The organism is Mycobacterium sp. NPDC050441, from assembly GCF_040655355.1.
Classification (GTDB): Bacteria; Actinomycetota; Actinomycetes; order Mycobacteriales; family Mycobacteriaceae; genus Mycobacterium.
In genome coordinates this window covers 141,163-166,019 of record NZ_JBFAJS010000010.1, presented here as the reverse complement: position 1 = coordinate 166,019, position 24,857 = coordinate 141,163, and the positions used below count along the sequence as shown (strand labels likewise).

The 24,857-nt window shown below is 67.3% G+C and carries 26 protein-coding genes and 1 pseudogene; 14 read left to right on the top strand and 13 right to left on the bottom strand.

The window, feature by feature from the left end; translation table 11 throughout:
• The first annotated feature begins 5 nt into the window (after positions 1–5).
• Entirely contained in the window at positions 6–464 is a 459-nt protein-coding gene (locus tag AB0I14_RS26855; protein ID WP_358028315.1) for an SRPBCC family protein, read from the top strand.
• An 8-nt stretch (positions 465–472) separates the two neighbouring features.
• Here the strand turns inward: AB0I14_RS26855 and AB0I14_RS26850 are convergent, their stop codons facing one another.
• The 3 genes from AB0I14_RS26850 to AB0I14_RS26840 form a co-directional block, all read right to left on the bottom strand.
• Positions 473–2,146 carry an acyl-CoA synthetase gene (locus AB0I14_RS26850; protein WP_358028313.1) on the bottom strand — a complete coding sequence of 558 codons (1,674 nt, stop codon included), beginning with the start codon at positions 2,144–2,146 and terminating at the stop codon, positions 473–475.
• An 84-nt stretch (positions 2,147–2,230) separates the two neighbouring features.
• Complete coding sequence (locus tag AB0I14_RS26845; protein ID WP_358028311.1) at positions 2,231–2,668, bottom strand: hypothetical protein; 438 nt, start codon at positions 2,666–2,668, stop codon at positions 2,231–2,233.
• A 113-nt stretch (positions 2,669–2,781) separates the two neighbouring features.
• Positions 2,782–3,168, bottom strand: a complete 387-nt coding sequence (locus AB0I14_RS26840; RefSeq protein ID WP_358028309.1) for a hypothetical protein — start codon at positions 3,166–3,168, stop codon at positions 2,782–2,784.
• 90 nt (positions 3,169–3,258) lie between these two features.
• On the opposite strand from AB0I14_RS26840, the gene AB0I14_RS26835 reads away from it, so the two are divergent.
• From AB0I14_RS26835 to AB0I14_RS26825, 3 genes are all read left to right on the top strand, one after another.
• Positions 3,259–4,059 carry a ketosteroid isomerase family protein gene (locus tag AB0I14_RS26835; protein WP_358028307.1) on the top strand — a complete coding sequence of 267 codons (801 nt, stop codon included), beginning with the start codon at positions 3,259–3,261 and terminating at the stop codon, positions 4,057–4,059.
• Positions 4,060–4,133: 74 nt separating this feature from the next.
• Complete coding sequence (locus AB0I14_RS26830) at positions 4,134–4,697, top strand: hypothetical protein (protein WP_358028304.1); 564 nt, start codon at positions 4,134–4,136, stop codon at positions 4,695–4,697.
• A gap of 48 nt (positions 4,698–4,745) precedes the next feature.
• The gene (locus AB0I14_RS26825) at positions 4,746–5,138 is read left to right on the top strand and encodes a DUF732 domain-containing protein (protein ID WP_358028302.1); all 393 of its coding nucleotides are present in this window, start codon (positions 4,746–4,748) and stop codon (positions 5,136–5,138) included.
• Here the strand turns inward: AB0I14_RS26825 and AB0I14_RS26820 are convergent.
• A complete protein-coding gene (locus AB0I14_RS26820) occupies positions 5,135–5,905 on the bottom strand; it encodes an SGNH/GDSL hydrolase family protein (RefSeq protein ID WP_358028299.1) in 771 nt (256 codons plus the stop codon). The two genes, AB0I14_RS26825 and AB0I14_RS26820, sit on opposite strands and share 4 nt — an antisense overlap.
• Before the next feature lie 101 nt (positions 5,906–6,006).
• Positions 6,007–6,306, bottom strand: a complete 300-nt coding sequence (locus AB0I14_RS26815) for a hypothetical protein (protein ID WP_358028296.1) — start codon at positions 6,304–6,306, stop codon at positions 6,007–6,009.
• A 199-nt stretch (positions 6,307–6,505) separates the two neighbouring features.
• Here AB0I14_RS26815 and AB0I14_RS26810 point away from each other — a divergent pair, with 199 nt between their 5' ends.
• Entirely contained in the window at positions 6,506–7,003 is a 498-nt protein-coding gene (locus tag AB0I14_RS26810; protein ID WP_358028293.1) for an NUDIX domain-containing protein, read from the top strand.
• A 4-nt stretch (positions 7,004–7,007) separates the two neighbouring features.
• On the opposite strand, the gene AB0I14_RS26805 is transcribed toward AB0I14_RS26810, so the two are convergent.
• From AB0I14_RS26805 to lysA, 5 genes are all read right to left on the bottom strand, one after another.
• Complete coding sequence (locus AB0I14_RS26805) at positions 7,008–8,126, bottom strand: PDR/VanB family oxidoreductase (protein WP_358028291.1); 1,119 nt, start codon at positions 8,124–8,126, stop codon at positions 7,008–7,010.
• A gap of 11 nt (positions 8,127–8,137) precedes the next feature.
• Entirely contained in the window at positions 8,138–9,037 is a 900-nt protein-coding gene (locus AB0I14_RS26800) for a metal-dependent hydrolase (RefSeq protein ID WP_358028288.1), read from the bottom strand.
• A 73-nt stretch (positions 9,038–9,110) separates the two neighbouring features.
• Positions 9,111–9,521 carry a hypothetical protein gene (locus AB0I14_RS26795; protein ID WP_358028286.1) on the bottom strand — a complete coding sequence of 137 codons (411 nt, stop codon included), beginning with the start codon at positions 9,519–9,521 and terminating at the stop codon, positions 9,111–9,113.
• A 79-nt stretch (positions 9,522–9,600) separates the two neighbouring features.
• The gene (gene malQ / locus AB0I14_RS26790; protein ID WP_358028284.1) at positions 9,601–11,754 is read right to left on the bottom strand and encodes a 4-alpha-glucanotransferase; all 2,154 of its coding nucleotides are present in this window, start codon (positions 11,752–11,754) and stop codon (positions 9,601–9,603) included.
• 33 nt (positions 11,755–11,787) lie between these two features.
• Positions 11,788–13,065 carry a diaminopimelate decarboxylase gene (lysA, locus tag AB0I14_RS26785; RefSeq protein WP_358028281.1) on the bottom strand — a complete coding sequence of 426 codons (1,278 nt, stop codon included), beginning with the start codon at positions 13,063–13,065 and terminating at the stop codon, positions 11,788–11,790.
• Positions 13,066–13,141: 76 nt separating this feature from the next.
• On the opposite strand from lysA, the gene AB0I14_RS26780 reads away from it, so the two are divergent.
• Genes AB0I14_RS26780 through AB0I14_RS26770 form a run of 3 tightly spaced genes read left to right on the top strand, consistent with a single transcriptional unit; the run spans position 13,142 to position 15,911 of the window.
• A complete protein-coding gene (locus AB0I14_RS26780; protein WP_358028278.1) occupies positions 13,142–13,753 on the top strand; it encodes a helix-turn-helix domain-containing protein in 612 nt (203 codons plus the stop codon).
• Positions 13,750–14,658: an SDR family NAD(P)-dependent oxidoreductase gene (locus AB0I14_RS26775; protein ID WP_358028275.1), complete on the top strand. Its 909-nt coding sequence runs from the start codon at positions 13,750–13,752 to the stop codon at positions 14,656–14,658. The genes AB0I14_RS26780 and AB0I14_RS26775 overlap by 4 nt, the downstream gene beginning before the upstream one ends.
• A 29-nt stretch (positions 14,659–14,687) precedes the next feature.
• On the top strand, positions 14,688–15,911 hold the full coding sequence (locus AB0I14_RS26770; protein ID WP_358028272.1) for an MFS transporter: 1,224 nt from the start codon (positions 14,688–14,690) through the stop codon (positions 15,909–15,911).
• On the opposite strand, the gene AB0I14_RS26765 is transcribed toward AB0I14_RS26770, so the two are convergent.
• Both AB0I14_RS26765 and AB0I14_RS26760 read right to left on the bottom strand, forming a co-directional pair.
• Positions 15,849–16,184 (bottom strand): multidrug efflux SMR transporter, encoded by a 336-nt coding sequence (locus tag AB0I14_RS26765; protein WP_358028499.1) that lies wholly within the window; start codon positions 16,182–16,184, stop codon positions 15,849–15,851. The two genes, AB0I14_RS26770 and AB0I14_RS26765, sit on opposite strands and share 63 nt — an antisense overlap.
• Positions 16,184–16,519, bottom strand: coding sequence for an SMR family transporter (locus AB0I14_RS26760; protein WP_358028269.1), 336 nt, complete (start codon positions 16,517–16,519; stop codon positions 16,184–16,186). Before AB0I14_RS26760 ends, AB0I14_RS26765 begins: the two co-directional genes overlap by 1 nt.
• Positions 16,520–16,596: 77 nt before the next feature.
• Between AB0I14_RS26760 and AB0I14_RS26755 the strand changes: the two genes are divergently transcribed.
• The 6 genes and pseudogenes from AB0I14_RS26755 to AB0I14_RS26730 all read left to right on the top strand — a co-directional run bounded on the left by AB0I14_RS26755 (position 16,597) and on the right by AB0I14_RS26730 (position 22,940).
• Positions 16,597–18,177 carry a carboxylesterase/lipase family protein gene (locus AB0I14_RS26755; protein WP_358028266.1) on the top strand — a complete coding sequence of 527 codons (1,581 nt, stop codon included), beginning with the start codon at positions 16,597–16,599 and terminating at the stop codon, positions 18,175–18,177.
• Positions 18,178–18,192: 15 nt separating this feature from the next.
• A pseudogene (locus tag AB0I14_RS26750) lies at positions 18,193–19,091 on the top strand (sterol desaturase family protein).
• A 292-nt stretch (positions 19,092–19,383) separates the two neighbouring features.
• On the top strand, positions 19,384–19,992 hold the full coding sequence (locus AB0I14_RS26745; RefSeq protein ID WP_166905038.1) for a LysM peptidoglycan-binding domain-containing protein: 609 nt from the start codon (positions 19,384–19,386) through the stop codon (positions 19,990–19,992).
• Between the two features lie 211 nt (positions 19,993–20,203).
• On the top strand, positions 20,204–20,851 hold the full coding sequence (locus AB0I14_RS26740) for a hypothetical protein (RefSeq protein WP_358028496.1): 648 nt from the start codon (positions 20,204–20,206) through the stop codon (positions 20,849–20,851).
• 101 nt (positions 20,852–20,952) lie between these two features.
• Complete coding sequence (locus AB0I14_RS26735) at positions 20,953–21,447, top strand: VOC family protein (RefSeq protein WP_358028263.1); 495 nt, start codon at positions 20,953–20,955, stop codon at positions 21,445–21,447.
• Complete coding sequence (locus tag AB0I14_RS26730; protein ID WP_358028260.1) at positions 21,444–22,940, top strand: FAD-binding protein; 1,497 nt, start codon at positions 21,444–21,446, stop codon at positions 22,938–22,940. The genes AB0I14_RS26735 and AB0I14_RS26730 overlap by 4 nt, the downstream gene beginning before the upstream one ends.
• Here the strand turns inward: AB0I14_RS26730 and AB0I14_RS26725 are convergent.
• Positions 22,937–24,850: an ABC transporter ATP-binding protein/permease gene (locus AB0I14_RS26725; RefSeq protein WP_358028257.1), complete on the bottom strand. Its 1,914-nt coding sequence runs from the start codon at positions 24,848–24,850 to the stop codon at positions 22,937–22,939. The genes AB0I14_RS26730 and AB0I14_RS26725 overlap by 4 nt on opposite strands.
• Positions 24,851–24,857: the final 7 nt, after the last annotated feature.

The window sequence follows — 24,857 nt, the reverse complement described above, 5'->3', positions numbered from 1 at the left end:
CTGCCGTGAGCATCTGGATCGGGCAGGCCCGGCGCAGCGTCAGCGGTGAGGTGGCCGCACCGCCGGAACAGGTCCGGGCGTTCTACGTCGACCTGGACCACATCTCGCAGGTGCACCCACTGGTGCAGTGGGTGCGCAGCACCTCCCGCGTGGACCTGGCCGACGGATACCGGCAGGACTATCAGGTGCGCGACCGAATCCCGTTGGGGCCGTTGAGTCTTCCGATAACGTATCGGGCCCGGCTGATCGTCCCCGCCGCCGGTGTGGTGACCGCACAGGCCAGACAGTTCCCGCAGGTGCGGCTGGACAGCCGGGTGGACTTCACGCCGATCGACACCGGCACGCGGATCACCGAAGAGCTGACCATCGCCGCGCCCAGGCCGTTGTTGGCGATCACCGTGGAGCAGGCGGTCGCCGCCCACGCCACGATGCTTGCCGCCATCGGGAAGTTGTTCGCGTCCTGAACTCCGGCCTACGGGGTGCTGACCGCCTCGGCGTGCTCGGTGGCCACCGACTTTGCCCATCGGTAGTCGGCTTTACCGGCGGGGGAGCGCACGATCTGCGGTGACCGGACGAACGCCTTGGGGATCTTGTAACGCGCGATCGCGCTCTCGCACACCTTCACGAGTTCCTCGTCGGTGGCCGAAGCGCCCTCGGCGAACTGCACCACCGCGACGACTTCACTGCCCCAACGCTCCGAGGGACGGCCGACCACCACCACGTCGTAGACGGCCGGGTGGGCGGCGATGGCCCGCTCGACTTCCTCGACGAAGATCTTCTCGCCGCCGGAATTGATGGTCACCGAATCGCGGCCCAACAACTGAATCCGTCCGTCTTCCAAGACGTTTGCGCGGTCGCCCGGAACCGACCAGCGCACCCCCTCGATAGTGGGGAAGGTGCGTGCGGTCTTCGCCTCGTCGCCCAGGTAACCCAGTGGGATCAGGTCCCGTCGAGCCAGCCAACCGCCGCCCTCACCGGGCCCGAGAACCCGGGACAGATCCTCGGCGACCACTCCGGTGTCGGACTGGGCGTTGAAGGTGGCGGCCTCGGATGCACTGCCCGCGGTGGAGAAGGTGCTCATCTGGGCGCCCGACTCCGATGCGCCGACGGCATCGAGCAGGGTCAGGTGCGGCAGCGCGGTCAGGATCCGCTCCCGCACGGTCGGCGACAGCGGCGCGCCACCGTTGGTGATCGTGAACAGGCCCGACAGGTCGTAGTCGCCCTTCTCGATCTCCTCGACCAGTGGCCGGGCGATCGCATCGCCGACCACCGGGATGCTCAGTACCCGTTCACGTGCGGCGAGCTGCAGCACGTTGTCGGGACGCATGCGCACCACATCGTCGGGGATGACGAGCTTGCCGCCCATGGTCACGGCGTTGTAGGCGGCCCACTGTGCGGCGCCGTGCATGAACGGCGGGATCATCAGCAGCGACAAACCGCCGCCTGCGTTGGCGGCCCGCTCGGCGAGTTCCTCGTACGAACCGATGAAGGTGTCGCTGCCGAACGGCCGGCCACCCATCGAGGACAGGAAGATGTCGTGCTGGCGCCACAGCACGCCCTTCGGCATGCCGGTGGTGCCGCCGGTGTAGAGGATGTACAGGTCATCGCCGGACGGTGTCGGCATCCCCGCCTGCGGCGCAGGCGTTTTCAGGATCGTCTCGTAGTCCACGGCACCCGGCAGAAGTTCGTTGCCGGACTCGTCGGCGACCTGGATGAGGACCTGCAGGTTCGGCAACTGGTCGCGGATCGCGGCCACCCGCGGCGCGAACTCGGCGTTGTAGATCACCGCGCGGGCGTTCGAATCGGTCAGCAGGTAGAGGAGTTCCTCTTCCACGTAGCGGTAGCTGACGTTGAACGGTGCCACCCGTGCGCGGTAGCTGCCGATCATCGACTCGAGGTACTCGTTGCCGTTGCGCAGGTAGATGCCGAGGTGGTCCTGACCCGATTCGTGCCCGGCCAGCGCGTCGCGCTCGGTGTGCGTGCCGAGGCCCGCCGAGACGAGGTAATGGGCGAAGCCGTCGACGCGGGCGTCGAACTCGCTGTAGGTCAACCGGCGGTCCCGCCACACCAGGAAGGTCTGGTCGCCGATGGCTTTCGCCACCGTCGAGAACACTGTGGACAGGTCGAACTTCACGTCAGCGCTCATGGCACTCCTGGTGTGCACGGATTCGGGCCCCACGACCATACATGGAGCACTTAGCTGTATGGCCGCGGGGATGTGACCCGCGCCTCAGACCGGGAAGAAGCCGTCTCCGGTCAGCACGCCCGGCTGCCACCCTTGCTCGCCGAGGCACAACATCGGCCGGCCGTCAGTCGACTGAGCCGCCTCTTGCGGCCCCGGGCACGGCGACCCGATCTCCTGCACGCCGTTCAGCGGATAGGCGTAGGTCCAGAAGCCGGTGTAAACCGGGGGCCACTGGTTGGGAATCCACTTGCACTGCATGGCCGTGCCGCCCGGGCCACGACCGAAGACGTTGCGTTCCCAGCTGAAGCACGGTGCGCCGTTGGAAGCCTCGTAGCTCATCCCAGGGACATCGGTCGGATAGTGCCCGGGATTGTCCGGATACATATTGCTGTTGTCGTCGGCAAGAGCACCCGGCGCCGCGGAAATCGCTGTTGCCAGTGCCGCCGCGGCGACTGCCGTCGTGGCGAAGAGTTCGCGAATCATGTCCCACCCTCAGCATTGCCGGCCGCCGGTCGAATCAGGCCGGGCAGTTCGTTGACTTTGGGCCAGAATCCTAGCCGGTCCCGAAGGTCGGCAGACGACATTTCGGTCCGTTGTTACTCGCCGGTATCGGCGTCGAGCACGCTGACCGCGATGCCGTAGGGCAGGAACCGGACCCGGCGGCCGGGATCGGTATTGCCGGCATTGGCCCGCAGGGCCTCGAGCTCGCTGGGGTACACCTGCTCGATATGGGCGCCACCGGCCTCGTCGACGGAGTAGATGGCCCATACCCCGTCGCCCTTCTCGCCTGTGGTCTCCGGCTCCGTTCTGGGCTGGGAGAACCGGGCGAACTCATCGAGCAGTCCCGCCCAACCGCCGGCCTGGCCGGGCCTCGCGATGAACTTGCTCAACCCGTCGAGGGCATCGCGCAACCCTTCGCCGGCCTCACGTGCGACGCGGTCGAAGTCCTCAGGGTCGAATCCGAACGGTCCACTGCCACTCATGGCGCTCTCCTCGGTGGTTGTGGGCAATCTCAAGGTGTCAAACACCAGTGTGCGCGCACGCGGCGGCGGGCGGGATGGTAAACGAACCATATGGCCTTCACACGGGACGATCTGCTAGCCACCGTCGAATTGTCACCGCAGGCAGCGGGTGCACACGACCGCCAAGGATGGGTGGGACTGTTCGCTGCGGGCGGACAGGTCGAGGACCCGGTGGGGTCCCAGCCGCATCGCGGACCCGCCGCAATAGAGCGGTTCTATGACACCTTCATCGCTCCGCGCGACATCACCTTCCACCGCGACGTCGACCTCGTCGCCGGCTCCACGGTGATCCGCGATCTCGAGCTCGAGGTCGTCATGAGCCCATCGGTCTCCATGCGGATTCCGGCCTACCTGAGGTATGCCGTCACGCCCGGCCCGGCCGGGCCGGAGATCGGCCAACTGCAGGCGTACTGGGAGCTGCCCACGATGATCGGACAGTTCGCCCGCGCCGGACTCGGCGCCGTGCCGGTCGGGCTGCGCCTGGCCGGGGCGTTGCTGCGCAATCAGGGACCTGCGGGCGCCGTGGGCTTCGCCAAGGGAATGGCCGGTGCCGGGCGGGCAGGCCGGCGGCTGGTCTCCGGGCTGCTCGACGATCTGTGCGCGGGCGACACGGTGGCGGTGCAACGGCGGCTGAACGCTGACACCGACATCTATTCCGATGACGACACCCCGCTGAGTACCTCCGCGTTGGTGGATCGCACCTCGGGTGCCTCCTGGCGCAAGCTCATCGCGTCGGGGCACAGCCTGGTGGCCGGGCTGGACCGCGACGGACGCCGGGCCGTACTGATCGCCGATCTCAGCAGCGGGCCGCTCGCTGTCGCCCGGTTGCGGTACTTCGCCGACGAGGCATGAACGACGCGACGTGAACGCGGATTACGGCCCGGCTTCACCATCGCCACACACCGGCGTGAGACCGTAGAAGGATCATGGCTGATCACGCTTACATCACCTACGAGGAATTCGGGCGCCGGTTCTTCGAAGTGGCGGTATCCGAGGACCGGGTCGGCGACGCGATCGGCTCGATCGCCGGCGACGCGTTCGAGATGGGTCCGATCGGCCAGGGGCCGGGCAAGATCGCCAAGGTCACCGCCCGGGTCAAGATCCAAAAGCCCCGGGTGAGCCGCATTGTGGGCGAAACCATCACGTTCTCCATCCGGATCCCCCTGGAGATCGACATGGTGATCGACCTACGCATCGACCGGCCCAAGTTCATGGTGTTCGGTGAGATCGCCCTGCGGGCGTCGGCGTTGGCCGCCGAGCCGCTCCTGCTGATCCTCGATGTCAAGAAGCCGCGGCCGTCCGACATCTCGATCCACGTCACCTCCACGTCGCTGCGCGCCGAGGTGTTGCGCATACTGGCGGGCGTCGACGCGGAGATCAAACGGTTCATCTCCGCGCACGTTGCCGGTGAGATCGACAGCCCGGCGTCGGAGCAGGCCAAGGTGATCGACGTCGCCAAGGAGCTCGATTCCGCCTGGGGCGGGATCTGACGGACACCGGGGCCGGCCGGCTGGGTGACGGCCCGTAGGATTCTTGCCATGCAGCGCACTGTGTTTCGGTCCGGTCGGGTGCTCGCCGCCGTGGCGGCGATGGGTGCCGCGGCGGCGATGGGTGCCACGCCGGCCCACGCCGATCCGATCGATCAGACCTTCGTCAACGCGCTGAGTCAGGCGGGCGTGGGCGCGGCGGATCCGGCCCAGGCCGTGGCACTCGGGCAGTCGGTGTGTCCGATGCTGGCCGAACCGGGCCAGAACGCCGCCGACGTGGCCGCCAAGGTCGCCGACACCGGCGGCATGTCCCTGGGGCCGGCCACGATGTTCACCGGGATCGCGATCTCCACGTTCTGTCCCGCGATGGTGGCCAGGGCCGGCGAAGGCAATCTGACCGGCGGGCCGGCCGACCTGGCCTGGTCGATCCTGGGCTTCGGTTAGGCGCTCAGACACATCAGGGCCGGCCGCCGGGCTGAACGACCCGTGCCTCCCGACTGGCCGCGAAGGTGACGCCACAGCCACGGCATGAGCATGTTCTGCGTCCACAGCACCTGTGAGTAGGCCCGGGACCGAAACGACTGGGTCTGGTCCGGGCCGGTTGCCAGGGCCCAATCATGGTTACTGTCAGGCAATCCGAGCGCTTCGGCGGCCGCGGCGGCGAACAGGCCGTGTCCCTTCGCCGACCCGTGGACCCGGTCCGGGCTCCAGGTTTCCGGTTCGCGCATCGAGGGGGCCGAGTACAGATCGACGAGGTGGAACCCGTACCGATCGGCTGCGTCGTTGATCACGTCGTTGATCCGGACCACCCGCTTCCCGAGTAGTCGGCCCACCGGCAGGATCTGGGTGATGTCAGGGAACGTCGTGGTGACGACGGTGGCACCGGTTGCTGCGAGCGCGCGGTACGCGGTGTCGAGGTCGCCCAGCGCGCGGGTGAACGAGCGCCCGGGTCGGGTCACGTCGTTCATGCCGATGCAGACGGTGACCAGATCGGGTCGCATCGACAACGCGGTGGGGAGTTGGGTGTTCAGCACGTCGCCGATGCGGTGACCGCGAACGGCAAGGTTGGCGTAGCCCAACCCCGGATAGAGCCCGTCGAGGCGGACCGCGAGGCGGTCCGCGAAGCCCATCAGGCCGACGCTGTCATCGCCATCCCACAGCCCTTCGGTCTGGCTGTCGCCGAGGGCGACATATCGGGTAAAACGTCGCACGTTGGCGACTCTAGCGCGGACCGGCCGGGCCGCTTCGCGCGGACACCAAGGAGGGGCGCCCGAAAAGGACGCCCCTCCTTGATGTTTCGAGATGTTTGGGCTTACTTCACATCTACGTAAACTGTCTTGTTGAGCACGGTCGTCTGCAAATCGCCGCCCGGGCTGCTGGAATCCGTCCGGCTGTAGGTCTGTCCCGGTCGCACGGCAACCACGGTGGCCTTGTCCAACGGGGTGGAACCGACGTGGTTGACGATCACCTTGTAGCCCTGAGCCTGCAATTGACTGATGGTCTGCTGGGCGTTGCCCGGGCCGGTCGGTGCCGCCTGGGCCGGTGCCGCCAGGCCGATCACCGCTGCGGCAGCCGCGCCTGCAAGTGCCGTGGCAAGTCCGATCCTCATCATCTTTGGTGCCTTCTTTCGCTCTTCTGTTGTTTCGCGTGTGATACCGACGTCGGCTGCCCGCCCCAGCGCCGTCGTCAGCTCCGTTTGAGTGTTACTCAATAGTTAACCGGGAGTTCACAATTTAAATTCCGGCTGGCCGAAGATGTTGACGAGTTGTGCGTCACACTTCGGAACTCGGCATCCGCGTAGCGTGCACGGAGTGGCCAAGCTGAGCGCAGGTGTCCTGTTGTACCGTCTCGCCGGGGCGGAGGTGGAGGTTCTGATCGCCCACCCGGGCGGGCCGTTCTGGGCCCGCAAGGATGCCGGGGCATGGTCGGTGCCCAAGGGGGAGTACGTCGACGGCGAGGACCCATGGTCGGCGGCGCAACGCGAGTTCACCGAGGAACTCGGCTCGCCCCCGCCCGCAGGCCCGCGCATCGACCTGGCCCCGGTGCGGCAGGCGGGAGGCAAGGTCGTCACCGCGTTCGCGGTGCGCGGGGACTTCGATCCCGCCACAGCCGTGAGCAACACGTTCAGCATCGAGCTGCCGAAAGGGTCGGGGCGGCTCGTCGAGTTCCCCGAAATCGACCGCGTCGCTTGGGTTTCGGTGGCGGTAGCCCGCATCAAGCTGCTCAGTGGACAGCGTCCCCTGTTGGACCAGCTGATGGCCGCACCCGAGCTGGCCGGCTACGGCGAAGGCGCCTCGGAGGACGGGTAGCGACTCAGAGGTCGAGCGTCAGCGGGTGCCCGGCCTCGGCCCGCGACACACAGGTGAGCAGATACCCGGCGTCGCGCTCCGGGTCCGTCAACAAGGTATCGCGGTGTTGCACGGTCCCGTCCGTTCCCGGCAGGGTCCGAATTCGGCAGGTGCCACAGAAACCCTGCTGACATGAGTACGGGGCACTCACCCCGGCCCGGACCAACGCGGCAAGTAGGGTCTCGTCGGCTCCCACCGTCACGGTGGCGCCGGTAGACGCGACAGTCACCGAGAACTCCGCACCGTCGACAACCGGTGGCGCCGCGAACCTTTCGAAATGCAATTCCACGTCGTCACGGCCGGCGAGCGCGGTCCGGATTCCCGTCAACATCGGGGCCGGACCGCAGGCGTACACCGTGGTGCCGTCGGGGCAGTCGCCGAGAAGGTCGTCGGCTCCGGGCAGCCCGTGGACGTCGTCGGTGCGGATCTCGATACGGTCGCCGAACCGGGCGAGCTCGTCCAGGAACGGCAGGCTGTCGCGACTGCGTCCGGCGTACACCATCGACCAGTCGACACCCAATCGCGCCGCCAACCCGAGCATCGGCAGGATCGGGGTGATGCCGATTCCGCCCGCGATGAAGCGGAAACGCTGGGTGGGTGACCCGTAGCCGGGCACCGTCAAGGCGAACGCATTGCGCGGACCGTGGGTGCACACCCGGCTGCCGACCTGCAGGCTGTCGTGTACCTCGACGGAACCTCCGCCGCCATCGGGTATGCGCCGCACCGCAATTCGATAGCTGTCGCGGACTGTGGGATCACCGCACAGTGAGTACTGCCGGACCCGTCCGCTGGCCAGATGCACGTCGATGTGCGCACCCGGGTACCACTGCGGCAGCGCGCCGCCGTCAGCCGCAGCCAGGGTCAGCGCGATGACATCCTGGTCATGGGCGACCACTTCCCGCCCGGTCACGGTCAATGTGATCGTGCGGTCCAGTTCAGGTGGCGGGCCCGATTTCCGTACGAGCCGCCCCACCGTCCAGATGGTGGCGATGGCGGCGCCGGCGGCGCCGAGCATCGGATCGTGCCGGAACCGGCCCGAGATGCTCGGTGGCAGCCGGCGGTAGCGCGACAGCAGGCTCGGCATACCGGGGCCCGTCACAGGTGGGCGGCCCGTGCCGCGGGTGAACTTGCCAGGTACGCGACCGCCTGGGCCGTCGACCCCATTTCCTCAGGCGAGAACCCGGGCCGGCAGTAGGCCAGGGTGTTGGAGCCGAACATCCGGGAGAACTTGGGCAGCAGCCCGAGCTTGGAATCGCGGATACGAATCTTGTTCATCTGCCACCAACCGATGTCGAGGGTCGGATCGCTCTTGACCATCGCCCAGCAGCCCCGCTGGAAGAACAGGTAGACCGCCGTCGCAGCGATCGACATCGCCCGCACCCGGCTGAAGTAGCTGTCCTGGAAGTACACCGCCACATCGTGGGCCACGCTGCGGTGCTCGACCTCTTCACTGCCGTGCCAGCGGAACAGATCGGTCATCGTCGGGTCGGCGTCGTAATCCTCCCAGGCGCAGTTCAGCACGAAGTCGCCCAACACCGCGGTGTAGTGCTCGATCGCGGCGATGAGCCACAGCCGGTCGCACAGGTGGGACAGCCTGCGGCGCGGATCGGGGGAGTCCGACGGCGCCAGCGTCCTGGTGAACACATGCTCCACCAGGGACAGCACCGGCTGGTAATCCACACCGTGAGTGGTCAGGAACTCGTCGAGCACCTGATCGTGCGTCTCGGCGTGGGTGGCTTCCTGACCGATGAAGCCACGCATGTCATCGGCGAGCTTGGGATCGCGCACATACGGCAGTGCCTCATTGAACGTCGCGACGAACCAGTGTTCGGCCACGGGCAACACCACGTTGAACAGATTCACCATCGACGAGGCCACGGGATGGCCCGGAATCCAGTGCAACGGGATGTCGTCGAGATCGAAGTGCACTTTGCGGGCCTGGATCTGTACCGGGCCCGGGTCGATCTCATTGTCGAACCGCAACGGACGCAACATCGAGAGCCTCCCTGGGATGAGTGGACTCTCAGCAGTGTACGGATTTAGGTGGGAACGGCGGTACCGGGTGGGGTCAGGCGGGGGGCGGAGTGCCCGCGCCAGGGGCGCCGGCGATCGGGACCACCGGAGTCGGCGTCACCGTGGTCACGCCATTGCTGCCGACTCTCGGGCCGCCGGGCACGGCCGAATCGGCGGACTGGTCGGCGGCGGCCGCGCTGCAGTCCAGCATCAAGATCATCTTGCCGCTGGAGTTGATCTTCTGGGAATCGACCAGGCATTCGGCCTGCGGCAGGGCACTGCCGAAGGAGCCGCCGAAGGTGGCCTTGACGCCCTGGCTCTTCAGGATCGCCAGAGCCTTCATGTACGGCTCGCCGACGACGTTGACCGAGGCCGAGCTCGGCTGTGAGGTGGCGGTGCCCGCGGCCATCAGGGCGATCGAACCGGCGGCAAGTAGACCGCCGCCGAGCGCAACAAGCTTCTTCACGTGAACTCCGTCAGTCGGGTGCGTTTGCGAACATATCGCAGCGGTGACGAATGTGAAACCGGAGCAGACGCCGGAAGTGTTACATCCCGGCCCCGTCCAGGTGTCCGGTGATCCCCGCCATCACCTTGCTCAACGCGGCCGCCCGCGGATCGGCGAACACGTCTTCGAGCAGCAGTCGTCGGCCGTCCGGACCGGCCAGCGGGATCCGCCAGTTCGGGTATTCGTCGGTGGTTCCCGGCTGATTCTGGGTCCGCAATTCGCCGACTGCGTCAGCAAGCGACAGCGCCAGCAGCTTCGACGGAGTTCGGGCCAGATACCGGTACAGCGCCGTCACGATCTGATCGGTATCCGGATCCGGTCCCAGGAGACCGACCCGGCGCAGCTCGTCGAGCCAGGCCGCCTGAGCGGCGCGGTCCGCGGCCGACTCCTGATCGGCAGGCCTGGTGAGCAGGCCGAGTTCCTCCCGCAACCGCACATGCTCGCCCGCCAGATAACCGGGCGTCGGCGGCAGGTCATGCGTGGTCACCGAGGACAGGCAGTACTCCCGCCAGCGTTCGGCAGGTAGGGGCTTTCCGGACTCGTCCGACTCGAACCACAGGATCGAAGTGCCGAACAACCCCCGCTCGCGCAGGTAATCACGCACCCACGGCTCAACCGTGCCCAGGTCCTCGCCGACCACGAGCGCGCCGGCCCGGTGCGCCTCGAGCGCGATGATGCCGATCATCGCGTCGTGGTCGTAGCGCACATAGGTGCCTTCGGTCGGTGCGGCGCCCTTCGGGATCCACCACAGCCGGAACATGCCGATGATGTGGTCGATGCGCACCCCGCCCGCGTGCCGGAGCGCCATCTCGACCAACGCCCGGAACGGCTCGTACGCCTGCTCGGCGAGCCGGTCCGGCCGCCACGGGGGCTGTGACCAATCCTGGCCGAGTTGGTTGAACTCGTCCGGTGGGGCACCGGCGGTTACCCCAAGGGCCAGGACATCCTGCAGGGCCCACGCGTCGGCACCGTCGGGATCGACGCCGACCGCGAGGTCGCTCATGACGCCCAGCGCCATCCCGGCCTGCACCGCCGTGGCCTGAGCCGCGGTGAGTTGGTCGTCGAGAACCCACTGCAGCCAGCGATGGAAATCGACGGCCTCCGGATGGGCCGCGGCGAACGCGGCGACCTCCGGGCTCGCCGGATGCTGCAGCGCGTGCGGCCAGGCATGCCAGTCGGCGCCGTACTGTTCGGCCAGCGCGCACCAGGTCGCGAACTCTTCCAAGCTGCGGCCCCGCCGGGCCCGGTAGGCGGTGTACGCCAGTTCCCGGCCGGCTGAGCGTTCAACCCGGTACACCTGTTCCAGCGCGGCGCGTTTGGCCTGCCAGGCCGCGTCGCGGTCAATCGTGGGGTGGCGGTCGGCGCGCTTGTTGACCGTGGTGCGCAGCCCCCGGAGGCGGCTGCGGTGACGGACCGCGGCGAATTCGGCGATGGCTTCCACGCGCAGGTAGAGCGGATTACCGAAGCGCCGCGAGGTGGGCAGATACGGGGAGGGCTCCATCGGCGCCGTGGGGGCGGCCGCGTGCAGCGGGTTGACGAGGATGAACCCGGCGCCGTGCTCGGCAGCCGACCACACGGCCAGATCGGTGAGGTCAGTGAGATCGCCGGTGCCCCAGGAGTTGTGCGAGCGGATGCTGTAGAGCTGGACGGCCAGGCCCCAGGCGCGCCGCTCACCCAGTCGGGTGGGCAGTCCCACGGTGGCGGGGGAGATCACCACTGGCGTCTCGGTGTGGAATTCGCCCTCCCGCAACCGCAGCCGGTGATAGCCCAGCGGCAGGTCGGCCGGCAGTGCGAACGTGGCCTCACCGATCAAACGGTCGCCGAGATCGTATGGGGGCCGGTTGTTCTCGAGTTGCCGCAGGCCGCCGCGTTCGGTGCCGTCCTCGAGCAGCAGCGTCAGCTCGACCGGATCCCCGTGTGTGACGTGGACCCAGAAACTCGACGGCACTCCTGCCCGGCCCAGCACGATCGGCGGCAGGGAGTGTTGCCAGTACTGCCGGTCGTGCGCCGCCAAGGCGTCCGCGCGCTCACGTTCGGTTCCGGCCTTCACGCCCAGCGCGTCCAGTACGGCGACCAGGGTGGACTCCGCGGCGGCGGTACGGCGACCGGTCCAGTCGTCGAACTCCGCGGCGACACCATAGCGGCGGGCCAACTCCAGCAGGGTCGACGACGGGGCCGATGACGAAGTGGTCATGGCGACAATCTTGATGCCCGGAACGCGATCGTGTCAGTCGACATCGCGGGCCAGCAGGTCATCCCAGGTGTCACGGCGCACGACCAGGCGGGCAGTTCCGTTGTGCGCGAACACAACCGGAACGCGTCGGGCGCCGTTGTACTGATTGGACATGGTGTAGCAGTACGCCCCGGTGACCGGTACCGCCAACAGGTCGCCGATCTTCGGTTCCCTCAGCGGTACGGCGTCGATGAGCTGATCGCCGGACTCGCAGTGTCTGCCGACGACGCTGACCGTGTCACCGCCGCCGACCCGGTCGGCGATGGTCGCCTCGAACCGCTGTCCGGTGAGCGACACCTCCAGGTTGTCGCCCATCCCGCCGTCCACCGCCACATGCGTGGTCGCTCCGCGTTTGACGGTGATGACGCGGTAGACCGTGCAGGCGCTGGCGGCGACCATGCTGCGGCCGGGTTCGACGATGATCCGGCTGTCGTGCGGCAACAGGGCGCGGGCCTGGGCCACCATCGCCTCGGCGTAGTCGTCCAGGCTGGGCGGGTGCTCGTCGTAGGTGTAGCGCACCCCGAGCCCGCCGCCGAGGTCGTAGACCTCGAATGTGCCCAGCGCGGCGATCGGCGCCACCGCCGCGGCCAGCTGCTCGACGTTGAGCAGCTGCGATCCGACGTGGGTGTGCACCCCGTCCAGTCGTAACCGCGGGCTGGCCTCGATGCGGGCGATCGCCGTCCGGGCATCCGCGGGCAGCAGGCCGAACTTCGAACCGGCGTGGCCGGTGGCCTGTGAGGCGTGCGTCGCGGCCTCGACGCCCGGAATCACGCGGACCAGACACGGCTGCCGGTACCCGGCGGGAACCAGGCGCTCCAGCCGGTCGATGTCGTCGAAGTTGTCGACCACCACCAGGCCCACGCCGTGCCCGACGGCCAGTGTCAGCTCCTCGTCGGTCTTGGCGTTACCGTGCAGCACCAGCCGGGCGGGGTCGGCGCCGGCCTTGATCGCCGACAGGATCTCGCCACCGCCCGCGACGTCGAGGTGCAGGCCTTCGGAGGCCATCACCCTCTGGACGGCGGTGCACGGGAAAGCCTTTGATGCGAACGCCACATCGCTGCGCGGCCAACGGCTGCGGAACGCCGCGAGGTAGTCCCGCGCCCGCTGCCGCAACGCGTCTTCGCTCACCACGATCGCCGGGGTGCCGAACTGCTCGGCGATCGCGTCCAGCCGGCAACCGCCGACCATCAGGGTGCCGTCGGCGTCGTGCTGTGTTCCCGGTGGGAAGAGCTGGATCAGATCGTCGGCGGCGGTGTCGCTGTGGATCGTCACCGGTTCAGCGTGCCACTGGCGGACTGCCCGCGAGCGCTGTTAGCCTGTCTGTAACGATCCTTACAGACAGGTCGACATGACGTCTCCAGCCACCAGAAGACAACAGCAGGGCGCGGATTCACGGGAGCAGATCCTCGAGGCCACCGAGCGACTGATCGCCACCCGCGGTTACGCCGCGACCTCGATCAGTGACATCCGCAAGGCGTGCGGGCTACCGGCCAGCTCCATCTACTGGCATTTCGGATCCAAGGACGGCGTCCTCGCCGCGGTGATGGCCCGCGGGGCCGAACGTTTCTTCGCGGCGATACCGAGCGAAGGCAGCATCGACGAAAGACTCTCGGTCCTGGCCGAACTGCAGTCGCAGCGCCCCGAATTCCTGCGGATCCTCTACCTGCTGTCCTTGGAACGCAGCGATGATCCGACGGTGACGCAGGTGGTGCGCCGCGTGCGTGACACCGCGATCGCGCGATTTTCCGATGCCGTCCGCCGCCTGTTGCCCGACGGCCTGCCGCCACACCGCGCAGAGCGGGTGGTTGCCGAACTCACCGCCTTCGCCGTCGCGCAGTCTGACGGGGTGTTCTTCGCCAACCACCTCGAACCCGACACCACCGACGTCGTGCGCATGTACCGGAGGCTGTGGCAAGCCGTCACCGCTCTGGTCCCGATACTCCTGGAGGACGAACAGTGACCGACAAGACCGCGATCATCACGGGTGCGAACACCGGGCTGGGATTCGAATGCGCACTGGCACTGCTGGAGTCCGATCCGGGGCGGCACGTGGTGCTGGCCGTGCGCGACGCCGAGCGTGGTGCGGACGCGGCGGCGCGGCTCGGGCATACCGGGCGCGCCACGGTCAGTGAACTCGATCTGGCCTCGCTGCGGTCGGTGCGCGACTTTGCCTGCAGATTGCCGAAATTGGACGTGCCGCCGGTGAACGCGTTGGTGTGCAACGCCGGGCTGCAGATGGTTGCGGGTTCGCAGACGACGGACGACGGCTACGAAATCACGTTCGGGGTCAACCATCTCGGTCACTTCGCTCTGGTACAGCATCTACTCGAGCACTTGACCACACCGGCACGGATCGTGGTGGTCGGCAGCGGCACCCACGATCCGGACAAGTTCACCGGTATGCCGGCGCCCCGCTACACCTCGGCCGACGACCTGCTCAGCCCTCCGCCGGGCGGACTCACCGGCGAAGAGGGCCGGCGTCGCTACACCACCTCCAAACTGTGCAACCTGTTGTTCAGCTATGAGTTGGACCGGCGGCTGGGCCACGGTGCCCGCGGAATCACGGTCAACGCCTTCGATCCGGGCCTGATGCCGGGCTCGGGGCTGGCCAGGGATTACCCGGGCGTTCAGCGAATGGCCTGGCGTCTGTTCATGCCTGCCCTGCGGGTACTGCCCAACGTCAACAGCACTCGACGCTCCGGAGCCAACCTCGCCGCGCTGGTGGCCGGCCCGGACCTCGACGGCGTCACCGGGGCGTACTTCGAGGGGAGTCGCCGGATCCGGTCCTCGCGTGATTCCTACGACGCGGCCAAGGCCGCCGACCTGTGGCAGGTCAGTGAACGGCTGGTATCGGCGGTCGGCTGACCCGTCAGCCGCGCAGTAGTGTCGGCTCAGTGGTATCCGACTTACGCCGGGCCCGCATCGCGGTGGGAGCTTTGTTTCTGACCAACGGTGCGATCTTCGCCAATCTCCTGCCGCGCTATCCGGAGATCAAGACCGACCTTCACCTGAGCAATGCGGTGTACGGGGCGGCTGTCGCCTCGTTCTCCGGCGGCGCGCTGGTCGCAGGATTGACTGCGGCGACACTGATTCGACGGTTTCGCAGCGCACGGGTGGCGGTCATCGGCACCGTGGCGCTGGCCGCCTTCGTGGTCCTGGCCGGCCTGGCGAACACACCGCTGCTGTTGGCCACCGCGTTGTTCCTGGCCGGGGCCTGCGATTCGGTGGTCGACGTCGCGCAGAACGCGCACGGGCTGCGGCTGCAGCGCGAACACGGCCGGTCGATCATCAACTCACTGCACGCGGTGTGGGCGGCCGGGGCGATCCTCGGCGGGCTCACCGGTGCCGGTGCAATCGCCCTGGGAATCCCGCGCGCCGTCCATCTCTCGGTGATCGCCGTGCTGTTGAGCGCGGTGGCCGTGGCCGCCTACGGCTACCTGTTGCCCGGACCCGACCACGACGATCATCCGGCAGCGCACGCCCCGGCCGGGACGGGGGCGGGGCCGCGGGTGTACCTGATCCTGCTGGCCCTGGTGCTGATCGCCATCGCAGGCGCCACGGTCGAGGACGCCGGAAGTTCCTGGGCCACCCTGTATCTGCGCGACAGCCTGCACACACCACCGGCTTTGGCGGTCTTCGGGTACATCGCGCTGGTCGGGTTCATGTTCGTCGGAAGGCTGATCGGCGACCGGCTGGTCGACAGATTCGGCGAGGCCACCGTGACACGGGTGGGCGGACTCATCGCCGCTGCCGGAATGGGGACCGCGCTGGCCTTCCCGAGCATCGCCACCACGATCGCCGGTTTCGCGGTGGCGGGCCTGGGGGTGGCCACCCTGGTGCCGGCCGCGATGCACGGCGCCGATCAGCTGCCGGGGCTGCGACCCGGGACCGGGCTGACCGTGGTCACCTGGCTCATGCGGGTGGGGTTCTTCGGTGCGCCACTGCTGGTCGGGCTCGTCGCCGACGCCGCCGGTTTGCGGGTCGGCCTCTTGGTCGTTCCGCTGGCCGGGATGGTCGCCGCCCTGCTGGCCGGGGTGCTGCCGGGACGGCCGTCGTCAGGGCGCCGTTCCGGGGCCGATGCCGGCCAGCTCGATCGTGAACACACCCGACACGATTAGGGCGATACCGAGCATCATCACCGGGGTCAGCGGTTCTCTGAACAGGAACTTCGCGATGACGGCGACCAGCGCGACCCCGCATGCGGTCCAGATGCCGTAGGCGATGCCCACGGGCACACCCAACGACAGGGCCAGCCACAGCAGATAGAACGACGTCACGTACCCCGCGATCACCGGCGCGATCCAGACCTTGCGGCGGAACCCGTCCGACGCGCGCAGCCCGAGCGTGGCGAACACCTCGACCAGGATCGCCCCGGTCAGGGCCAGCCACATCATGACTCGGCCTGACGCGGGTGCGACCCCAGTTCGACCAGCAGCACCCCGGCGATGATCAGACCGATACCGGCCACGATCGGCCAGGTGAACGGATCGCCGAACAACACCGCGGCCAGCGCGGCCGTCGCCGCGGTACCCAGCGCACCCCAGATGCCGTAGGCGACGCCGACGGGCATGCCCGCCCGCAGCACGAGGGTCAGCAACACGAATGCGGCCAGATAGCCGCACACCACCAGCGCCAGCCACCCCGGATGGTCCTGAGACGCACGCAGCGACAGCGTGGCGGTGACCTCGGTGATGACGGCCGCGATCAACAACGCCCACTTCCGCACCGGACAAACCTATCCGAGCCCACGTCGGTGGGTGAGTACCGTGGGGGAGTTCGCCCACGCTTCACCGAGGAGTCCGCATGACCGAGCCGACACACGCCCGGACCAGGGCTGAGCCGGTCGTAGAGACCGGGCACGGCCCGGTTCGCGGGACCGACGACGGAACGGTCAAGCAATGGCTCGGTATTCGCTACGCCGCCGCGCCGGTCGGCGAGTTGAGGTGGCGGTCACCGCAGCCGCCCCCGCGCCGGCAGGACATCGCCGACGCGACGGGGGCAGCCCCGGTATGCCCGCAGATCACCGACCCGCGGCTACCGCTGGACCTGGGCGGCCGCCAGGGTGAGGACAGTCTGGTGCTCAACGTCTGGGCGCCGGCAGGAACCGAGGCGGGCGACGCCAAGCCCGTCATGGTCTGGGTCCACGGCGGTGCCTATGTCCTCGGCTCGGGGAGCCAGCCGCTCTACAACGGGGCGGTCCTTGCCTCCGAGGGCGACGCCGTGGTGGTCACCGTCAACTACCGGCTCGGCCCGTTCGGTTTCCTGGACCTGTCCGAATTCAACGGGCAGCCGGGTGCCAACGGGCTGCGTTTCGACACCAACCTCGGCCTGCGCGATGTGCTGCTCGCACTGCAGTGGGTACGCGACAACATCGCCGCCTTCGGCGGTGACCCACAACGGGTGACCCTGTTCGGCGAGTCGGCCGGCGGTGGGATCGTCACCACCCTGCTGGCCAGCCCGGCCGCCGAAGGGTTGTTCAGCGCGGCGATCGCGCAGAGTTCCCCGGCGACATCGGTGTACGACGCTGAACGATCACGTGCCGTTGCCGCCCAGTTCCTGGAGCGCCTGGGCGTCGAACGCGACGAGGTCGGGAAATTGTCCGGGGCGCCGGTGCCCGCCATCCTGGCGGCGGCCAAGGAGGTGTTCGACGCGGTCCCGACCCAGACACCCGGCCTGCTGGCATTCGCACCGATCGTCGACGGCGACGTGGTTCCGGACTATCCGGTCGTGGCGGCCAGGGCTGGGCGCACCCATCCGGTGCCGCTGATCATCGGAACCAATGAGCACGAGGCCACGGTGTTCCGCTGGATGAAATCACCGCTGATGCCGATCACCCCCGGCGCACTGCGATCGATGTTCGCTGCGATCGCCGCCGAGCAACCCGGCCTGCAACTGCCGACCGAAGCCCAGATCACGTCGGCCTATGCGGGATTGCGGCCCAAGGCGATCGGGCTGGGTATGGCGCGCGATATCGGATTCCGCATGCCGACACTGTGGTTCGCCGAAGGTCACAGTGCCGTCGCCCCGGTGCACCTGTACCGCTTCGACTACACCACGCCGATGTTGAGACTGCTGCGACTCGGCGCCGCCCATGCGACCGAGCTGCCCTACGTCTGGGGCAATCTCGTTGCCGGACCGAAGGATCCGACATTCAAGCTGGGTGGGCTCAAGCATGGACGTGCGGTGTCGGGGCGGCTGCGCCGCCGGTGGGTCAACTTCGCGGCGACCGGGCAACCCTCGGGAGCGCCGGGGGAGCCGGTATGGCGGCCATATCGCCGCGATGACCGCGCCACGCTGCTCATCGACAAACAGGACAAGACCATCGCCGACCTGGACCGTGATCTGCACGCGGCCTGGGGCAGCCAGGTACTCAATTTCCGCTGACCCGAAGATGCTGACATGGACATGATCCGGTCCGTCCTGGACTTTCTGCCCCCGCCGATGCGGGATCCGGTTTTCTTCGCGATCCCGTTCTTCCTGGTGTTGTTGACCGTGGAATGGGTTGCCGCGCGTCGCCTGGAGCACATCGAACCTCAACGGGAACCCGCAGGCGCGTTCAGCACCCGTGACGCGTGGGCGAGTATCTCGATGGGGTTGGTGTCCATCCTCACCACGGCCGGATGGAAACTGCTGGCGCTGTTGGGTTATGCCGCCATCTACGCGTACCTGGCGCCGTGGCACCTACCCGGGGACCGGTGGTACACCTGGGTGATCGCGATTGTCGGGGTGGACCTGCTGTTCTACAGCTACCACCGGATTGCGCACCGGGTGCGGGTGATCTGGGCGACGCATCAGGCCCACCACTCAAGTGAGTACTACAACTTCGCCACCGCGCTGCGCCAGAAATGGAACAACAGCGGTGAGATTCTCGCCTGGATTCCGTTGCCCCTGCTCGGCATCCCGCCGTGGCTGGTGTTCGCGAGCTGGTCTATCAGTTCTGGGTTCACACCGAGCGGGTCGGAAAGTTGTGGCGGCCAATCGAATTCATCTTCAACACGCCGTCTCATCATCGTGTGCACCATGGGCGGGATCAGCTGTATCTGGACCGCAACTACGGCGGCATCCTCATCGTCTGGGACCGGATGTTCGGCACCTTCCAGCCGGAGGTGTTCCGCCCGCACTACGGGCTGACCAAGCCGGTGAGCACCTTCAACATCTGGAAGCTGCAGACCCACGAATACGTGGCGATCGCCCGCGACGTGCGTCGGGCCCGCCGTCTGCGTGACAGGCTGGGCTACGTGTTCGGCCCACCGGGCTGGCAGCCCGTCGAGTCTGCCGAGTCCCAGCCGGTCGGATGACCCGTGTGGCCCCGGCCGCCGACGGTACGGCCAGAATCATTGGCCGGCAGAGGAATTGACGCGAGTTACTATTCTCTCGAACCCGGCCGATCATGCGGCCGAGCCTCGCTGCGCGACACGCCGTGCGCGGCCGATTCGCGGCTTCTGCCCTGGAGATTCCCAGCGTTTCCCAGTGTTTGCGCGACGTTTGAATTCGAGCCGAGCCGAATAGCACCAAAGCAATCTTGAAATCAGTAAGGTCGACAGAACCCGGGTGCTACAACCCGGATCACGGCCACGAAAGGGGCATTGCGTGGGAGACACACTGACCGAAGGACAGAAGCTGGAGAAGGGGGGGTCACTCACCTCCAACAACGGCGCGTACACGCTGACGTTGCAGGATGACGGCAACCTCGTGTTGGAGGCACGTGGCCAAGCGGTCTGGTCGACTTCCACCAACGGCCAGGATGTGCAGCGGGCGGAGGTGCAGACCGACGGCAACTTCGTGCTGTACACGTCCGAAAAGCCGGTGTGGCACACCGACACCAAGGGCAAGAAGGACGTCAAGCTGGTTCTCCAGGACGACCGCAACCTGGTGCTGTACGCCGCGGACGGGCCCGCTTGGAACTCTGAGACCGCAACCTCCGAGCCGCCGCCACCGGCGCCCGAGGCTGCCGCGCCCGAGGTTGAGGTTGCCCCGGCCGCTGTCGAGGAGCCGGTCGCCGCACCCGAGCCGGCTGCGCCGCCGCCACCCCCGCCGGCACCCGAGCCGCGCACCTACACGGTGGTCTCCGGTGACACCCTGTGGGCGATCGCCGAGCGCTTCTACGGCGATGGCAACCGCTACCAGCAGATCGCCGATGCCAGTGGCATCGCCAATCCCGACCTGATTCACCCCGGCCAGGTCTTGACGATTCCTTGACCTGAACAGACGCACGGCCCGGACCAGCTGGTCCGGGCCGTCGTTGTTTCTGCCATTGGATCTCAAGGGATGTGGGTACCCCCGGTAACAAAGTTGCCGCCCGACCGATATTGATGTCGGTAGGGTGACGTTCACCACGTCCGTACAGCGAGGGAGGCCGGCCGTGAAGAGATGGCTAGGTGGGGTGGTGCGGGCGCTGGCCGGGGTTCCGGTGGCGGGGTTGCTGGTGTATCCGGCACCGGTGGCAGTCGCCGCGGGTTCGCTGGTGTACCCGGGTATGGAAGTCCGGCAGGGCACGAATGTCTGCACGCTGGGCTACGTGGATCCGATCAGCCGCGTCGCGTTCACGGCGGGCCACTGCCGGGGAAGTGGGCCGGTGGACGACCGGGACGGCAACTTCATCGGGCACCTGGGTTCCTTCCAGGACAACACACCCGACGGCGCCACCGTCGACACCAATCACATGATTTCCGATTGGGAGACCATCCAATTGGCGGGCGACGTCGCGGTGAACAACATTCTGCCGGGTGGGCGGATGCTGGTGGAGGATCCGTCGGCGATGCCGACGCCGGGTGCGCCCGTCTGTCACTTCGGTGTGGTCACGGGGGAGAGTTGCGGCACCATCGAGGCCGTCAACAACGGGTGGTTCACCATGGCCAACGGCGTGGTCAGTCAGAAGGGCGATTCCGGTGGCCCCGTGTACATGGTGATGCCCGATGGCCGTGCCGCGATCGTCGGCATGTTCAACAGCACGTGGGGCAACTACCCGGCCGCGGTGTCCTGGCAGAATGCGAGTGGGCAGGCCCGCGGTGGCGGGTCGCCTGCCGGTGAGGTCTCGAATCTGGTCGGGCAGCCCTGACCGGTGTGAACGGACGCCGGTGGGGTGCGGCGTGCGCTCGGAGTTGCGCTAACTAGAACACGTTCTAGCCAACCCGGCGGGTGGGCGATATTCTCATGGCGATGCTTAATCAGACACCTGTCCAGATCGCCTGGGTTACCGCTGATCTGGACGCCACCGAACAGGCCCTGACCGCCCTGCTGGGGGCACGACGGTGGGTGCGTATGCCCGCGGTGCATTTCAGCCCCGAGACCTGCCTCCACCACGGCCGGCCCGCCGATTTCGTGGCCGACATCTCACTGAGCTACGCGGGTGACACCCAACTGGAACTGATCGCGCCGGTCAGCGGCGAGAGCATCTACACCGAATTCCTGGAACGGCACGGAGCAGGCCTGCACCACATCTGCGTCGAGGCGGCCGACCCGGAGGCATTCGAGGCGCGACTGCGCGACGCCGAAGGCGACGCGACGCCGGTGGTGTGTCAGGGCGAGATGCCCGGGGGAATGAGATTCGCCTACCTGTCGGCCGCCGGCGCCGGGGTGCCGTATCTGGAGATCGCTTACATCCCGCCCGAGATCCGGGCGTTCTTCGAGTATGTGAAACAGGAGCAGCAGTGAAGGAAATCCCCGAACTCGTCGAGGCCTCCGAGGTCGTCGCCGTCGAATCCTGGTCCGACGAATTCGATGTCGTGGTGGTCGGATTCGGCATCGCCGGAGGCTGTGCGGCGGTCAGCGCTGCCGCCAACGGTGCCCGGGTTCTGGTGTTGGAGAAGGCTGCCGCGGCCGGTGGCACCACCGCGATGGCCGGTGGGCACTTCTATCTCGGCGGCGGCACCGCGGTGCAGGAGGCCACCGGGCACCCCGACACCGCCGAGGAGATGTACAAGTACCTGGTCGCCGTCTCGCGCGAACCCGATCTGGACAAGATCCGCGCCTACAGCGACGGCAGCGTCGAACATTTCAATTGGCTTGAGGCACTGGGCTTCCAGTTCGAGCGCAGCTTCTACCCGGGCAAGGTGGTGGTCCCGCCGGGCACCGAGGGGCTGTCCTACACCGGCAACGAGAAGGTGTGGCCGTTCACCGAGCAGGCCACGCCGGCGCCCCGCGGTCACTCGGTCCCCGTGCCCGGCGAGCTGGGCGGCGCGGCGATGGTGATCGATCTCCTGCTGAAACGCGCTGAGACGCTGGGTGTCACGATCCGCTACGAGGTCGGGGCGACCAATCTGATCGTCGACGGTAGTACGGATGACCGCGCTGTGGTCGGGGTGAAGTGGAAGCACTTCGGCGAAACCGGGTGCGTCAAAGCGAAATCGGTCATCATCACCGCCGGCGGATTCGCGATGAACCCCGAGATGGTCGCCGAATACACCCCGGCGCTCGGCAAGAAGCGTCGCACCAAACATCACGGCGAGGTGGAGCCCTACATCCTGGGCAACCCCAACGACGACGGCCTGGGCATCCGGATGGGCGTCGCGGCAGGCGGCGTGGCCAACGGCATGGACCAGTTGTTCATCACCGCCGCGGCCTACCCTCCGGAGATCCTGTTGACCGGCGTGATCGTCAACAACCAGGGGCAGCGCTTCGTCACCGAGGACTCCTACCATTCGCGTACCTCGGCGTTCGTGCTGCAGCAGCCCGATCAACAGGCATACCTGATCGTCGACGAAGCCCACATGGAGATGCCGGCCCTGCCGCTCATCCAGTTCATCGACGGCTACGAGACGATCGCCGAAGTCGAAGAAGCACTGGGCATCCCGGCCGGGAACCTGGCCGCGACGCTGGACCGCTACAACAAGAACGCGGCCAACGGCGAGGATCCCGACTTCCACAAACAACCCGACTACATCGCCGCGCAGAGCACCGGCCCGTACGCGGCGTTCGACCTGTCGCTCGGCGTCGCCATGTACTCGGGCTTCACCATGGGCGGGCTGACGGTGTCCATCGACGGCGAGGTGCTGCGTGAGGACGGCAGCGTGATCACGGGCCTCTACGCGGCAGGGGCCTGCGCGTCCAACATCGCCCAGGACGGCCTGGGCTACGCCAGCGGCGTGCAGCTCGGTGAAGGATCGTTCTTCGGGCGCCGCGCCGGTACGCACGCCGCGGCGCGTTAGGCCGGTTCCCCGACCAGACTGAGCTCCCAGCGGCCGTCGCCCAGCAGTTCCAGGCGACGGTCGTGGAGCCGGTTGACGCTGTCCCGATGGCTGATGCTGACGACGATGCAGTCGGGTAGTTCGGTGCGCAGGGTCGAGTACAACGCGTACTGCTGACCGGCATCGAGCGCCGAGGTGGCCTCGTCGAGGAAGACGGCCGACGGTTTGGCCAGCAGAATCCGGGCGAACGCGATCCGCTGCTGTTCACCCGGAGACAGCACCTTCCCCCAATCGGCCTCCTCGTCCAGGCGGGCAGTCAGATTTCCCAGGGCGACCGTGTTGAGCGCGGCCCGCATCTCGTCGTCGCCGTAGGTACCCGTAGGTGCGGGATAACAGGCCACCGTGCGGAGATCGCCCAGCGGGGCATAGGGGAGTTGGGACAGGAACATCACCTCACCCTGCTCGGGATAACGCACGGTCCCGGATCCGTACGGCCACAGGCGTGCCAGGCTTCGCAGCAGTGTCGTCTTCCCGGTGCCGGACGGCCCGGTGATGACCAACGAATCACCCGGTGCCAATTGCATGTCGAGGTCGTGCAGCAGCAGATCGCCGTCGGGTGACCGCACCTCGACATCCTCGAGTTCGACTCCGCCGTTGGCGCTCACCCCGATATCCAATCGTGGTAGCGCCCTTGCCTGTTCGTTGGCGGCGACGAGCCCGTCGAGGCGAATGATCGCGGCCCGGTATCCGGCGAATGCGTCGTACACCGAGCGGAAGAAGCTCAACGAACTCTGCACCCGGTTGAAGGCACTCGCCGACTGCAGGACGTCGCCGTAGGTGAGCTGACCCGCGAACAACCGTGGTGCCTGAATGATCAGCGGAAGCGGATCGATGATCTGGTTGATGGATCGGTTCCAGCCGAGGAACGCCACGCCCCGCAGGACAAGTCGCCGGTAATTTGCGATGACCTCGGCGAACCGATCCGCCAGCGTGCCACGTTCGGTGCGTTCGCCGTGATAGAAGCCGACCGCTTCGGCGCCGTCGCGGACACGCACGAGTGCGTACCGGAAAGCGGCGTTGGTCAGCGAGTTACGGAAAGTCAGCCGGATCATCGGCCTGCCGATCCAGATCGCCACGACCGTCGTGACCGCCACCCACACCAGCGCGATCCAGAACAATGCCTTCGGCACCGTCACGCCCAGAAACGTCAAGGGGCCGGCCAGATTCCACAGGATCGGCGTGAACGCCACGACCGAGACGATCGAGTAGACCGATCCGAACAACAGCGTCTGCGCGGTGGCGACAGTCGGTGTGTTGGTTTCTGGTCCGGTGCCGGTGGTGAAGACGTCGATGTCCTGCTGGATACGCTGATCCGGATTGTCGATCGGAGTACCGCCGAAGCCGCCGATGAATCTGCCGCGGTAGTAGGCCCGTTGGTCCAGCCAGTCGCCGGTGAGCCGGTGGGTGAGCCAGACACGCCAACGAACGATGAAGTACTGCATCAGATACAGATCGAGCAAGGTGCGGGTGATGTCGGTGATCACCAACAGCCCGAAGATCAGGATCGAATGCCAGAAACCGTCGATTCCCGAGCGGCGCACCGCTTCATTGCCCGAACCGGCGCCGGAGAACGCCACCTGCAGCGCCGTGGTCTGGTCGTTGACGTAGTAGCTGAACAGCACGTCCATGCGCACCGAGAACATCACCGACAGGAGCAGCACACCCAGCAGTCCCCACACCGGAATGCTTTCGCGGCCAAGGAAATAACCGCCGGTGACCCGCCAGAACTGGCGGCCCCACGTGGTGATACGCGCCAGCACGGCCAAGGCGAACACCAGAGCCACCGCACCGATCGCCCAGGCCTTGGCGACCCACCACAGCGAAGCCAGGATCTCGTTGCCCCAGTCCAGGGACTGGGTGAACATATCCATACCCCGG